A 13393-nucleotide genomic window follows, 5' to 3' on the forward strand; every position below is an offset into this window, starting at 1 on the left:
GCCGCGCAGCCTGGCCAACACCACCGACGAGGATGCTCTCTTCTGCGTCATCATCGGCACCAAGAAGCCGCAGCTGCCCACCTACCCCGAGACCTCGGAGATGCACGGCGTCACCCGCTGAGCAGAGTCCACACCACCACGGTCAGCGCGAGGAGCACTGTCATGAAGATCGGTTCAGAGTCGAGTCAGGTCCTGCGGGTCCACCAGAAGACCTGGGAGGCGCAGGGCGTCACGAGCGTCACCCTGGTCCACCCGCACGGCGAGGCCCTGCCCCGGTGGGAGCCCGGTGCGCACCTGTCGCTGCACCTGCCCAATGGGCTGGTGCGGGAGTACTCGCTGTGCTCCGACCCTGATGACACCTCGCGCTGGACCGTGGCGGTGCTGCGCGTGGAGGACTCCCGTGGTGGCAGCAGCCTGATCCACGACCAGCTGCCGGTCGGGGCCGAGATCCTCGTCGACGGCCCGCGCAACCTCTTCGAGCTCGATGGCGACTCCCCTCGCCACCTGCTCGTGGCGGGCGGCATCGGGATCACGCCGATCGTCGCGATGACGCGCGCGCTCCAGGCGAAGGGGGCCGACTGGCACCTGCTCTACACCGGCCGCTCTCGCGAGGTCATGGCCTTCGTCGACGAGATCAGCGGCCTGCCGGCCGACCGGGTCACCGTCCACGTCGATGACGAGGTGGGTGGCTTCGCCGACATCTCGGGCATCGTCGGGGGAGTGGATGACGAGACGGTCGTGTACTGCTGCGGCCCCGCGACCCTCATGGAGGCCGTGGAGATCTCGGCGCCGGACGCAGCCCGGCTGCGTCTCGAGCGCTTCCGCGCGCCGGACCCCGTGGTCGACGCCGATGCCGCGCCTGATGGTGGCTTCGATGTCGTCATCAGCAGCAGCGGCGAGCGGATCCCCGTGGGTGCACAGACCTCGATCCTGGACGCCCTCGCCTCGGCCGGTCACGACATGCCCTTCTCCTGCACCGAGGGCATCTGCGGGACCTGCGAGACCGGAGTGGTCTCCGGGGAGATCGACCACCGCGACTACCTCCTGACGGATGAGGAGAAGGAGTCCGGCACCACGATGTGCATCTGTGTCTCGCGCTGCCGGGGGCCCGAGCTCGTCCTCGACCTCTGAGCCCGATCCATCACCACCCCCTCCCGGACCCGACCAAGGAGCCCTTCATGAACTACTGCGACGAGCCCGTCGTCACCCTCCGCGGCCTGCGCTCGGTGACCCTGCGCGTGCCCGAGGTCGTGACGGCCAAGGACTTCTACACGCAGGTGTGGGGTCTGGGCGTGAGCGAGGAGGACGGCAACCGTTTTTGGCTGCGCGGTACCGGTCAGGACCACCACATCCTGCGGCTCGAGGAGGCGGCGAGCAATGCCATGGGTGGCATCTCCTTCGCGGTCGGGACCCCCGGCGAGGTCGACGAGGCTGCTCGACGTCTGAGCGCGGCGGGCATCCCGCTCCTGCGTGAACCGGGGCGGCACGACGAGGCGGCCGGTGGGTACTCCCTGGCCTTCGTCGACCCCGAGGGACGGGTCGTCGAGCTGGCCAGCGAGGTCAACGCCGTGGTCCACCAGGATCGCGACGGTTACCCGAGCGCGCCCCGCCAGCTGGCGCACGTCGTGCTCAACACCGTGGACATCGAGGTGGCCACGCAGTTCTACACCCAGGTCCTCGGGATGCGGATCTCCGACTGGTCCGAGCGCCAGATGGCCTTCCTGCGGTGCACGCCCAAGCACCACGTCATCGCCTTCAACCAGGCGCCCTGGACCTCGATCAACCACGTCGCCTACGAGCTGACGAGCATCGATCACTTCATGCGAGGTATCGGCAACCTCAAGGTGCACGGGATCGAGCCGCAGTGGGGCCCGGGCCGCCACGGCCCGGGCAACAACACCTTCTCCTACTTCACCGACCCCGCCGGCCTCGTGTGCGAGTACACCTCGGAGGTCGAGGAGATCGACGAGGACAGCTGGCTGTGCCGTACCTGGCGTCGCACGCCCGAGCTGTCCGACCAGTGGCGCACCGCCGGTCCGCCGACGCAGGGTGTGCGTTCGGCCATGGCCGGCATCCCCGACGATGGTGCCCGCGGGGCCGTCGAGGCGACGTCCGGGTACTTCCTCGCGGACGGCCGCGATGGCGTGGAGACGCCCGAGCAGCGCGCTGCCAGCGGCCGGTTCTGAGATGACGACCATGGCTGCCACCAGTACCCCCACCTGGACGCAGGACGGGATCGCTCTTGTCGAGCACCGCCCCGAGGGCGCACCGACCCGCACCGCAGTGCTCCTGCACGGCATCGGTGGCAACGCTGCCTCCTGCGCCGAGCTCGGCGACCGTCTCGCCGACCGTGGGGTGCTCGCCATCGCCTGGGACGCTCCCGGGTACGGGCGATCCCGTGACCCGCGTGGTGACGTCGACCTCGTCGACCGACTCGCGGGTGCGATCACTTCTCGACGCCTGGGCCCGGTCGATCTCGTCGGGACGTCGTGGGGTGGTGTCATCGCCACCGTGCTGGCGCACCGTCGGCCCGCCCTGGTCCGCTCCCTCGTGCTGGCCGACTCGACGCGGGGCTCGGGCACCACTCACGACAAGGCCACGGCCATGCGAGACAGGGTGACCGAGCTGGAGTCCTTGGGCGCCGAGGAATTCGCGGCCCGCAGGGCCGGACGGCTCGTCTCACCCCACGCGGACGACCACACGGCAGTGCAGGTGCGCCGTCAGATGTCCCGGGTCCGGGTGCCCGGCTACCGCGCGGCGGCCGAGTTCATGGCCAGCACCGACACCGGGTCGATCCTGTCCCGGATCAGCGCCCCGACGCTGGTCGTCGTCGGTGAGGACGATGTCGTGACCGGTGTGCCCGAGTCACGCCTGCTCGCCGAGCGGATCCCCGGCGCACAGCTGAGCATCATCCCGCGCGCCGGCCACGCCGCAGTCTCGGAGCGTCCCGACGCGATGGCCGATGCCATCACCGACTTCTGGGGGCTGACCTCGTGACGCAGCCTCGACTGGTCGTCATCACCGGCGCCGCGCGCGGACTCGGCCGGGCCATCGCCGAGAGCTTTGCCGGGGACCGGCTCGTCCTGGGCGACGTGCTGGCGGAGCAGCTCGACGAGACCGCCCGGGCGCTGCGGGCTGGTGGCACGGACGTGCACACCGTGCCCCTGGACATCGCCGACCGCGACTCGGTCCGGGCGCTCGCCCGAGTCGTCGAGGAGCTCGGCGGCGCGGACGTCCTCGTCAACAACGCCGCCAAGGCCGACGGCGTCGGCGGCGACACCTTCTGGGAGCTCGACGAGGACCGCTTCGAGGAGCTGGTCCGGATCAACGTGATGGGCACCTGGATGGTGAGCAAGTACCTCGTCGGTCCGATGCTCGCCCGGGGCGCGGGAGCGATCGTCAACATCGCCTCCGATGCAGCCTTCTACGGGTCGCCGCGGCTCGTCCACTACGTCGGGTCGAAGGGGGCCGTGCTCGCCATGACCCGCACGATGGCCCGTGACGCCGGCCCTCACGGGGTGCGGGTCAACGCGGTGGCGCCGGGCCTGACCCGCGTCGACGCCACCGAGGGCGTACCCGCCGACCGCTACGCACTGTACGAGGACAACCGCGCGCTCAGCCGCGACCCCGTCCCGTCCGACGTCGCCGACGTCGTCCACTTCGTCGCCTCCGAGGCGGCCGGATACATGACGGGCCAGGCGCTCGTCGTCGACGGTGGCTTCGTCATGCCCACCTGAGGAGGGTGAGATGGATCTGCAGCTGACCGACCGCATCGTGCTCGTCACCGGCGCCAGCTCCGGCGTCGGTCTGGCCGTCACCGAGATGCTGCTCGGCGAGGGCGCCCGCGTCGTGGCCGTGGCCCGTGACGTACAACGCCTCGAGGACGCGATCACGCCCCTCGACCCCGACGGCTCCCGGGTCCTGCGCCTGAGCGCTGACGTCACCGACCGGTCTGCGGTCGAGGCCGCAGTGACCGCGGGTGCCGAGCACTTCGGTGGCCTCGACGCCGTCGTGTGCAACGCGGGCCGCTCGCTGATGGCGCGGATCAGCGACACCACGGACGAGCAGATCCGCGAGGAGATGGACCTGAAGATCTTCGGTGCGTGGAATGTCATCCGCGCGGCCCGGTCGCACCTGGCCGCCTCGTCCGTCGGCGCCGTCGTCAACACCAATGCGATCCTCGCCAAGCAGCCCGAGGCCAAGCTGGCCATCACCGCTGCGGCCCGGGCCGCCTTGCTCAACCTCAGCCGCACCCTGGCCGAAGAGCTCGCCCCCGAGGGGATCCGGGTCAACTCGGTCAACCTCGGCCTCATCGACACCGGCCAGTGGCGCCGCCGTTTCGAGACCTACCGCAGCGACGGCGGCGCCCTCGACTACGACGCCTGGAGTGCCGATCTGGCAGCAGACCGCGGCATCTCGCTCGGTCGCTTCGGCACCGCCGACGAGGTCGCGTTCGCCATCGTCTCCCTGCTCAGCCCCCGTGCTTCATACATCACCGGCGCCCACGTGGACGTCGGCGGAGGAGTGACCCGACAGCCATGACCCAGACCTCAGCAGCCCCCCGTGCCGACAGCGTCCAGCAGGCCGGCCCCGCGACCGGCGGAGACGTCCTCGTCGACGTGATGCGCCGCCACGGCATCACCCACGCCTTCGGCGTCATCAGCATCCACAACCTCCCTCTGGTCGAGGCCGTCTCACGAGAGCTGACCTTCGTCGAGGTCCGGCACGAGGCGGCCGCGGTCAACGCCGCCGATGCCTTCGCCCGGGTCACCGGGGGAGTGGGTGTCGCCCTGACGAGCACCGGGACGGGCGCGGGCAACGCCGCCGGGTCGATGCTCGAGGCCCTCACCGCCGGCTCCCGCGTGCTCCACGTGACCGGACAGGTCGAGGCGGAGTGGATCGGCAGCAATCGTGGAGTCATCCACGAGGTCCCCGCCCAGCTGGAGATGCTCACCGCGATCTCGAAGGGAGCGGCCCGGGTCGCCGTCGCCGAGGACTCCGCGCGGGTCCTCGAGGAGGCGATCGCGATGATCCTCACCGCGCCCCACGGGCCGGTCTCCGTGGAGTGGCCCACCGACCTGCAGTACCTCGCCCGGCCGGACGCCCAGGTCGACGGAGACGTCGTCACGGTGCCGAGCCCGCCGGAGGCGCCCCTCGACGAGATCGACGCTGCCGTCGCGCTGCTCACCGGGGCCCGCCGTCCCGTCCTCTGGCTCGGTGGCGGTGCAGCCGGTGCCGGGGCGCAGGTGCGCGAGCTCGCCCATCGGCTCGGCGCCGGCATCATCACGAGCAACTCCGGCCGGGGGGTCGTGCCCGAGGACGACGACCTGGTCATCGGCAACTTCGGGTCCACACCGCAGGGAGCCGCGCTGCTCGAGGACGCCGATGTCCTGCTGAGCATCGGCACCCACTTCCGCTCCAACGAGACCCGGACCTACTCCCTTCGCCTCCCGGCGCAGCACGTGCAGGTCGACGTCGCCGCCGCGGCCATCGGCCGGGTCCACCCGGCCACGGTCGGGGTGCAGGGCGACGCCGCGCAGGTGGTCACCGCACTCCTGGAGCGCCTCACGCAGACGGCCACCGAGGACGGCTGGGCCGACCGGGCCCGGACCGTGCGACGGGAGGTCCGCGACCACCTCACCGGCTACATCGGTGGCTACGCCGAGGTCTGCGCCGAGCTGCGATCGCAGCTGCCCAGGGAGTCGGTCATCGCTCGTGACGTGACGATCCCCTCCAGCCAGTGGGGCAACCGGCTGCTGGAGATGTACGCACGGGAGACCAATGTCTTCCCGCTGGGCGGCGGCATCGGACAGGGCCTGGCGATGGGGATCGGTGCCGCAGTCGCTCGCCCGGAGGTGCCGACCGTCGTGATCGCCGGCGACGGCGGTCTGTCCGTGCACCTGGGGGAGCTCGCCTCCCTGAGAGGGACCGGCGCTGCGTGCGTCGTCATCGTCTTCAACGACTCGGGCTACGGCGTGCTGCGCAACATGCAGCAGGCCAACGACATGCGTCGTGCGGCCGTCGACCTGTGGACCCCGGACTTCGCGGTGCTCGCCGCGTCGATGGACATGCCCTACTGGCTCACTGGCGCGCCCGGGACCTTCGGCCCTGCGCTGCGTGAGGCGATCGCCACCGGCCGCCCGACGGTCATCGAGGTGTCGGTCGCCGACCTTGCGCCGGCCCCCGGTCCCTTCACCCCACCCGTACACATCCCCCAGCCGCAGGACGGTGCCTGATGGACGACCTGACCAGACCGGTGGCTCTCGTGGGAGCCGACCCCGGGCCGCCGCCGGAGGGCCTGCGCGTCATCCCGGTGGCTGCCGACGAGCGAGCCCGCTGGGCGGCGGACGCGGCCGGACAGCTCGCCGAGGCCACCCATGTCGTCGCCATCGGTGCTGACGCGCCTGGGGCCCTCACCCTGGCCGCGGACCACGAGCCCCACGTCGTCTCGCTCGTCCTCGTCGACCCCGAGGTCGACCTCGCGGACCCCGAGCACGAGGCCACGATGGCCCGGATCACGATCCCGACCCTCGTCATCGCCTCGGCGCCCACGCCCGAGACGTCCATCGAGCAGCCGCAGTCCATCGCGGGTGGTGTCGACAACGGGGTCTTCGTCGTCATCGACGGCGCAGCGGCCCCGACGCTCGTCACCCGTCCGGCCTCGGTCCTCGAGTGGTCGTCCGCCTTCATGGCGATCGCCGAGGGGCTGGCCGACACCCGCACCGACCTGATCCCGCCGCGCGACGAGTCCTGAGGAGGAAATATGTCGCAGTACCTCGAGGTGCACCAGACGCACCCAGAACCCTTCACCCCGTACGAGACCAAGCTGGCCGGCTCCATCATGGAGATCTTCGGCCGTGGGACCCACGATCTGCCCGGTCTCGTCGCCGGGCTCAACGACCTCGGCCTCCACGCCCCCGACGGCGGCGAGTGGACCGAGGACAACTTCCGCGACGAGATGCGAAGGATGGGCGACTGACGATGACGACGACCACACAACACCCCGCAGGGGCACCCGCCACGGCGAAGCCCCTCCACGCTGTCGGTACCCGACGCACCCTGGATGCCGACGAGCTGGCGGCCTTCGGCCTCCGGGATCGCTGGTACCCGATCCTGCCCGGGCACATGCTCGCCGGCGGGTCGATGCAGAAGGTGACGCGCCTCGGTGTCGACTGGCTGCTCTTCCGTGACGCGACCGGCCGGGTGCGCATGCTCGAGGACCGGTGCCCGCACCGCAGCGCCCCTCTCTCGGCGGGGCAGCACCTGGGCGACCGGGTCGCGTGCCGCTACCACGGCGTCCAGGTGGACGGCACCGGCACCGTCGTCTCCGTCCCGGGCATGCCCGGCTGTGCCCTGGAGGGCCGTCAGGCGACCGTCTCCCTCGAGGTGGTCGAGGCGGCGGGAGTGATCTTCGCCTTCGTGCCCCTCACGGACGACAGCGAGCCCACCCCCTTCGTCCTGCCCGACCGACTCGACGACGAGGAGCACTCCCACTTCCTCAACTACGTGGAGTGGGCCGGCCCGTGGCGCTTCTACATGGACAACGTCCTGGACCCGATGCACGGTGCCTTCCTGCACCGTGACTCGCACTCGATGAACGCCGGTGGCACCTCGGCGCGCTTCCGCATCCGGGAGACGGAGCGAGGCTTCTTCTTCGAGAAGACCGACCAGCGAGGCAAGAACTTCGACTGGGTCGAGTTCGTGCGCGGGTCCATGGACCACGTCGACCTCGAGATCCCCTACGGCGACGAGGCCGGCCCGGGCGGGTCCTTCGGCATCGTCGGGATGTCCGTGCCGATCGATGCGGGCAATGTCGCCGTCTTCCACTGGCGCACCCGCAAGGTGTCCGGCTGGGAGCGCGAGGTCTGGCGCTTCCTCTACCGCACGGCGCTGGAGGAGAAGCACTGGAACGTCCTCGAGCAGGATCGCGCCGTCCTGGAGATCCTCGCCCACGACGCCGACAGCCATGAGCACCTCTACCAGCACGATCTCGGGGTCTCGCGCATCCGCCGGATGTACAAGGCGGACGCCAAGGCCCAGGCAAAGATCCTGGCCGGCCAGGCGTGAGCCCAGCTCCACAGGCGCAGCAGGACGGTGAGCTCATGCTCACCGTCCTGCTCCGGCACGACCAGTCGCAGCACCTCGAGCAGATCCAGTCCTCCCTGGAAGAGCGCGACTGGTGGCACGGGTTCCCTCCGGAGGGCTGCGAGATCGTCTCGTGGGTCGTCGCCATGGGCATCGGCCAGATCGTCACCCTGCGCTTCCCCGCGGAGCGCCTCGCGGCGGTCAACGTCGAGCTGGAGCGCCGGGCCTGGGGTGTCTTCGCGACGGAGTTCTACCCCACCTATGACTTCCTCCCGGTGCGCGAGCGACTCACCCGCGAGGCCGACGAGCGCAAGGCCTCGGCGTGAAGGTCAGTGCCGAGTCCGTGCCCGAACCGCCACGCGAGGGCATGTTCAGCAACGCGGTCGTGCGGGGTGAGCGCTTCTGGGTCTCGGGCATGCACGCCGGTGCCATCGGCGGCCCAGTGGGCGGGGACGATGCGTACCTGCAGGCCCGCGAGGTCTTCCGGCGCGTCATCGCGCTCGTCCACGCGTGCGGCGCGATGCCTGCGGACGTCACGGCACTGAGGGTCTATCTCACGGACATGGCCGACAAGGCCGCCGTGGGTCGGGCGCGTGGGGAGTTCTTCACCGGCGACATGCCGTGCTCGACGCTCGTGGGAGTCAGTGCCCTCGTCGAGCCGGGCCTGCGGGTCGAGGTGGAGGCAGAAGGCGTGATCACGGTGGCGGAGGAGATCGAGACGCCCCAGCCGTGAGCGGGGCGCGCAGCATCCTGGTGTCCGGTGCCGGTATCGCCGGCTGTGCCGCTGCGATCGCCCTCGCCGAGCGGGGGCACGCCATCCGGCTCATCGAGCGGCAGGAGGAGTGGGCCTTCGCGAGCTCGGGGATCTTCCTCTACTCCAACGCCTTGGTGAGCCTCGAGATGCTCGGGGTGCTGGAGGAGATCCTCGCTGTCGGCTTCGTCGTCCCGGAGGGCCGCAACCGCTATCTCGATCACCACGGCGAGCCCATCGTCACGACCCACTACCCGCCAGCAGAGGGCGGACGGGTCCCGGCGATCGTCGGGATCAAGCGAGCCGAGCTGCACCGGGTCCTCGCGCACCGGATGTCGCAGGTCGGCGTCGAGGTCGAGCTCGGGACCACGATCGTCGATCTGGTCGACGGTGCCGAGAGCGTCCGGGTGGTCACCAGCGACGACGAGGTGCGCGTGCACGACCTCGTCGTCTCCTGCGAGGGTCTGGGCTCCCCCCTTCGCCAGCACGTCGCGCCGGGTGTGCACGCGAGCTACTCCGGGTTCGGGATCTGGCGCAGCGTCCATGCCCGCCCGGGGGACCTCACCGACAAGATCATGCAGATGGGCACCGGTACCCGGTTCGGGATCATGCCCATCAGCCACGACCGCCTCTACACCTTCGGCACGGTCAGCGATCCGGGCAAGACCTGGCACGAGCGCGCCGACTGGCCGCGACTCATGAGGGAAGCCCTGGCGGAGTACGCAGGACCGGCGCGTGCCTTCCTCGACGAGCTCGACGAGACCAGCGACGTGCTCTACACAGCCGTGGACGAGGTCCTTCTACCCCTGCCCTGGCATCGCGGTCGCGTCGCCCTGATCGGTGACGCTGCGCATGCGGGGACCCCCTTCATGGGGCAGGGCGGCGCCATGGCTCTCGAGGACGCCCTCGTGCTGGCCGACTGCCTCGAGGACGCTGACCTCGAGGCGGCGCTCACGCTGTTCGAGGAGATCAGGTACCCGGTGTGCGTCTACGCGCAGGACGTCTCCCGGCGCGTGGGGGAGTCAGGCGCACGCTCGGACGGCAGCGTGACCGAGCGCGAGGCCTTCGCCGCGGCCGCGCAGGGTGCGGTCGACGAGTTCTACGCGCAGCTGGACCGCCTGCGAGGGCAGCAGGCGCCGGGCCGGTGACGCTCAGGCGTCCTGGACCTGTGCGTCGGGCTCGGCCCGGTGGATCGACTGCTCGAGCTTGCCCAACCCCTTGGCCAGGCCGGCGCGCTCTGTGTCGGACAGGCCGACGAGGAGTCGGTCGAGGTTGGCGAAGTGCAGCTCGGCGACCCGGTCGACCAGCTCGATACCCTTGTCGGTGAGCTGGACGTGGACGACCCGGTTGTCGCGGGTGTCGCGCGTACGGCTCACGAGGCCGTCGGCCTCGAGTCGGCGCACCCGCAGGGTCAGGCCGCCGGTCGTCACGAGAGTGCTCTGTGCCAGATCGCCTGCGGCAGCGCGGAAGTCGGGCTGCCGGCGCAGGGCCGCCATCACCTCGAAGCCCGACGCACTCGTCCCGAGCTCCTCGAAGAGGTCGTTGATCTGCTTGCGATAGAGCAAGAAGTTGCGGTGCAGCCGGCTGAAGACATGCATGGGCGTCACGTCGAGGCCGGGCTTGACGTCGGCCCACGACTCGATGATGTGGTCGACCTGGTCTGGTTCGCTCTTCATGCGGGTCCCCCGGGAGCTGGTTGTTGTCACACAAAGAATATTAGCGCTAAGAGGTTGATCGTGCAGCACCGACTCGATTGCGGTCGCGCCGGACGAAGGGAGTGGCCGCAGTTCACAGCCACCCCCTTCGCCCCTCCTCTCCCCCGGAGTCCTGGGTCAGAGACCGACCTGGTCGGCCGCGTAGGTGGCCTGTTCCTTCGTGAAGCCGGAACCGGCGTCCGACGACAGCTGGTCGATGAGTCCCTGACGTGAGAAGGGCATCGTGTCGAGGTAGCTCTCGGCGGACTTGACCGCCTGGGCCTTCCAGTCGACCGTGATGTGGTTGACGGCGAACTCGGCCACGGCGCGGGGATATCCGCTGCCGGCGTCGGACGCGAGCTGGTCCATCAGGCCCTTCTTGGAGAAGGCCATGAACTCCAGGTAGTTCTCCGCCTCTGCCACCGCGTTCTCCTGCTCCTTGGTCATCTCCGCCGTGGTCGCCTTGGGCGGAGGGGGAGTGGTCGACGCGGGGGCCTTCGTCGTGGAGCTCTTCGTGGACGAGGAGGCGGCCGCCTTGGCCGTGCTGCTCGACGTGGCGTCGGAGCTCGCTGACGTGGCGCCTGCGGCATCGTCGGTGGTCGCCGTCGAGGAGTCGCTGGTCGACTCACCACCCATGCTGAGCACGCCTGCGCCGCAACAGACGAGCACGACGGTGAGGGTGATCCCCAGGATCACACCGAGGACCTTGTGGCGGGCGAACCAGCTCTGCTGGACGGCCGGGACCGGCGGATTGGTGGGCTGCCACTGCGGCTGATGGGTCATCGTGACTCCTGGGTTGCGGTGCGGAAGGTGATGCCGCTGATGCAACCGTGCCTAGGGGGTGGCGCGCCTCGCCCGATCGGTCACGGTCGATCGACCGAAGGGGGGACCCGGGCTGTCCCTGCCCGGGCCTACGATCCGGGCATGGACAAGGAGACACTGCAGCGGTGGGGACGGGCGTCGTGGTGGCGCTCGGTGCTGTGGACCTTCGCCTGCCTGATGAGCACGACCCTGGCGGTGGCGATGGGGGAGCCGCGTGCCGACCGCCTCGGTGGTCGCGTCCCCGACGAGATGGCCAGCGGTGCCTGGCTGCTCTTCTGGCTCGTCGGGATGCTGCTCATCGTCGTGATGTGGTGGCGTCGTCGGTGGTCCTGGCAGATCACCGTCATCGCCTCGCTCGTCACACTCGCCGTGCCGATCGACCCGCTCGTCGCTCTCGTCGTGCTGCTGCAGGTGTGGATCCGCTGCCGGTGGTCGATCGTCGCGGGGTGTACCGCTCTGGTGGCTGTCGCGACCTTCGTCGCGACCTGGCGAGACACCCGGGGCCACTCGCAAGCAGAGTCCTTCTGGTGGGTCCTCCTCGGCAGCGACCCGACCGCGACCCCCGGACCCTTCCCGTGGTGGGCGCCCGTGATGATCACCGTCCTGGTGGTCGCCCTCTTCGCCGGCATCGGTGGGTTGCGGCGGGAGCTGCACCGCGCGCAGGCCACGGGGGAGGGGCATCGGGTCACCGCGGCCCAGCTCGCCGACGAGGTCGTCCGGCAGGCCGAGCGCGAGCGCGTCGCCCGCGAGGTCCACGACGTCATCGGGCACCGGCTGTCGCTCCTGTCGATCCATGCGGGCGCGCTCGAGGCCAACACTCGTGACCAGGACGAGCGGTTGGCCGGCTCGGCGAGCCTCGTGCGGGAGTCGGCTGCCCAGACCGCGTCGGACCTGCGCTCCCTCCTCGAGGTCCTGCGCCGCCCCGATGACCCGGACCTGGCGCGGGCCGTGCCGGGGCTCGAGGCACTGTCTGCACTCGTCGACGAGACCGTCGCCCATGGGATGCCGCTCGTGGCGACCGTCGTGCTCGACGGCTCGACGATGCTCGACCCCGCCCTCGGGCAGACGGCCTACCGCGTCGTGCAGGAGTTGCTCACCAATGCGCGCCGGCACGCTCCCGGTGCAGGCGTCCGGTTGGCCGTCGTGGTCCGTCCGGACCTGGGCGTGACCATCGAGGCTGCCAACCGCATCGGCTCCACCCGCGTCGTCGAGGGCAACGGGCTCGCCGGGGTGCGCGAGCGGGTCACCCAGGCCGGTGGCGAGACCCACCTGCAGGTCGACGACGAGAGCGTCCTGCGGGTGGCCGTGCGGTTGCCGTGGCGCCCGGCGCCGACCGGAGCGGGGGTGCTCGTATGAGGGACCAGCCCATCCGCGTCCTCCTCGTCGACGACGACCCGCTCGTGCGGTCGGGCGTGCGCCTGATGCTCGAGGCGTCGGCCGATCTCCTCGTGGTCGGCGATGTCGGATCCGGCGAGGAGGCCGTACCCGCCGTCCAGGCCCACCGACCCGATGTCGTCCTGATGGACTACCGGATGGGCGAGCTCAACGGCATCCAGGCCATCGCCGAGCTGCGGCGCCTGGATCGCCCGCCCAGGGTGGTGCTGCTCACGACCTTCGACCTCGGCGACCTGCCCCTGCAGGCCGTGCGGGCGGGAGCCGACGGCTTCTTGCTCAAGACAGCCGGTCCCGACGAGATCGCCCAGGCCGTGCGCGACGCCGCCGCTGGTCATGCGCCGATGTCGCCCGCCTCGGCCAGGCACGTCCTCACCCACGTCAGGAGCGACGTCGCGGACGGTCGGCGGGCCGAGGCCGTGCAGCGCGTCGAGGTCCTCAGCGACCGCGAGCGTGAGGTCTGCGTGCTCATGGCCAGGGGCGCGACCACGGCGTCCGCGGCAGCCGAGCTGTTCGTCTCCGAGTCGACGGTCAAGACGCACCTGCGCAGCGCCGAGGCCAAGCTGAGGGTTGGCTCGAGAGCCGAGCTGGCGATCCTCGTGGACCGGGCCGGGTTGGTCTGAGCCGGGTGGTTCGTCCACACGTCCAC

16 protein-coding genes are annotated in these 13393 nt (G+C 70.6%); 14 read left to right on the plus strand and 2 right to left on the minus strand.

What is annotated here, in order from left to right:
- Positions 1–162 precede the first annotated feature (162 nt).
- The 12 genes from ASG73_RS16695 to ASG73_RS16750 are packed head-to-tail and all read left to right on the plus strand — an operon-like array spanning position 163 to position 9984.
- Positions 163–1131 carry a PDR/VanB family oxidoreductase gene (locus ASG73_RS16695; RefSeq protein ID WP_055998083.1) on the plus strand — a complete coding sequence of 323 codons (969 nt, stop codon included), beginning with the start codon at positions 163–165 and terminating at the stop codon, positions 1129–1131.
- 47 nt (positions 1132–1178) lie between these two features.
- On the plus strand, positions 1179–2186 hold the full coding sequence (locus tag ASG73_RS16700) for a VOC family protein (RefSeq protein ID WP_055998087.1): 1008 nt from the start codon (positions 1179–1181) through the stop codon (positions 2184–2186).
- 10 nt (positions 2187–2196) lie between these two features.
- Positions 2197–2997 carry an alpha/beta fold hydrolase gene (locus ASG73_RS16705; protein ID WP_235499499.1) on the plus strand — a complete coding sequence of 267 codons (801 nt, stop codon included), beginning with the start codon at positions 2197–2199 and terminating at the stop codon, positions 2995–2997.
- Positions 2994–3737: an SDR family oxidoreductase gene (locus ASG73_RS16710; protein WP_055998093.1), complete on the plus strand. Its 744-nt coding sequence runs from the start codon at positions 2994–2996 to the stop codon at positions 3735–3737. The genes ASG73_RS16705 and ASG73_RS16710 overlap by 4 nt, the downstream gene beginning before the upstream one ends.
- Positions 3738–3747: 10 nt before the next feature.
- The gene (locus tag ASG73_RS16715; protein WP_055998096.1) at positions 3748–4542 is read left to right on the plus strand and encodes an SDR family oxidoreductase; all 795 of its coding nucleotides are present in this window, start codon (positions 3748–3750) and stop codon (positions 4540–4542) included.
- Positions 4539–6236, plus strand: a complete 1698-nt coding sequence (locus ASG73_RS16720; protein ID WP_055998099.1) for a thiamine pyrophosphate-binding protein — start codon at positions 4539–4541, stop codon at positions 6234–6236. The genes ASG73_RS16715 and ASG73_RS16720 overlap by 4 nt, the downstream gene beginning before the upstream one ends.
- Positions 6236–6754, plus strand: a complete 519-nt coding sequence (locus tag ASG73_RS16725; protein WP_156466368.1) for an alpha/beta fold hydrolase — start codon at positions 6236–6238, stop codon at positions 6752–6754. Before ASG73_RS16720 ends, ASG73_RS16725 begins: the two co-directional genes overlap by 1 nt.
- A 9-nt stretch (positions 6755–6763) precedes the next feature.
- Positions 6764–6979, plus strand: a complete 216-nt coding sequence (locus ASG73_RS16730) for a recombinase-like helix-turn-helix domain-containing protein (RefSeq protein ID WP_055998102.1) — start codon at positions 6764–6766, stop codon at positions 6977–6979.
- Between the two features lie 2 nt (positions 6980–6981).
- Positions 6982–8067: a Rieske 2Fe-2S domain-containing protein gene (locus ASG73_RS16735; RefSeq protein WP_156466369.1), complete on the plus strand. Its 1086-nt coding sequence runs from the start codon at positions 6982–6984 to the stop codon at positions 8065–8067.
- The gene (locus ASG73_RS16740; protein ID WP_200946931.1) at positions 8064–8411 is read left to right on the plus strand and encodes a hypothetical protein; all 348 of its coding nucleotides are present in this window, start codon (positions 8064–8066) and stop codon (positions 8409–8411) included. Before ASG73_RS16735 ends, ASG73_RS16740 begins: the two co-directional genes overlap by 4 nt.
- The gene (locus ASG73_RS16745) at positions 8408–8818 is read left to right on the plus strand and encodes a RidA family protein (protein WP_200946934.1); all 411 of its coding nucleotides are present in this window, start codon (positions 8408–8410) and stop codon (positions 8816–8818) included. Before ASG73_RS16740 ends, ASG73_RS16745 begins: the two co-directional genes overlap by 4 nt.
- Positions 8815–9984: an FAD-dependent oxidoreductase gene (locus ASG73_RS16750; RefSeq protein WP_055998108.1), complete on the plus strand. Its 1170-nt coding sequence runs from the start codon at positions 8815–8817 to the stop codon at positions 9982–9984. Before ASG73_RS16745 ends, ASG73_RS16750 begins: the two co-directional genes overlap by 4 nt.
- A 3-nt stretch (positions 9985–9987) precedes the next feature.
- Here the strand turns inward: ASG73_RS16750 and ASG73_RS16755 are convergent, their stop codons facing one another.
- Positions 9988–10512 carry a MarR family winged helix-turn-helix transcriptional regulator gene (locus ASG73_RS16755; protein WP_055998112.1) on the minus strand — a complete coding sequence of 175 codons (525 nt, stop codon included), beginning with the start codon at positions 10510–10512 and terminating at the stop codon, positions 9988–9990.
- Positions 10513–10668: 156 nt separating this feature from the next.
- On the minus strand, positions 10669–11313 hold the full coding sequence (locus ASG73_RS17675) for an Ltp family lipoprotein (protein WP_082567354.1): 645 nt from the start codon (positions 11311–11313) through the stop codon (positions 10669–10671).
- Positions 11314–11454: 141 nt separating this feature from the next.
- On the opposite strand from ASG73_RS17675, the gene ASG73_RS16765 reads away from it, so the two are divergent.
- Entirely contained in the window at positions 11455–12708 is a 1254-nt protein-coding gene (locus ASG73_RS16765; RefSeq protein ID WP_055998115.1) for a sensor histidine kinase, read from the plus strand.
- Positions 12705–13367, plus strand: a complete 663-nt coding sequence (locus tag ASG73_RS16770) for a response regulator (protein WP_055998280.1) — start codon at positions 12705–12707, stop codon at positions 13365–13367. The genes ASG73_RS16765 and ASG73_RS16770 overlap by 4 nt, the downstream gene beginning before the upstream one ends.
- The last annotated feature ends 26 nt before the right edge of the window (positions 13368–13393 follow it).

The sequence above is a fragment of the Janibacter sp. Soil728 genome, from assembly GCF_001428305.1.
In the GTDB taxonomy this organism is placed as follows: domain Bacteria; phylum Actinomycetota; class Actinomycetes; order Actinomycetales; family Dermatophilaceae; genus Janibacter.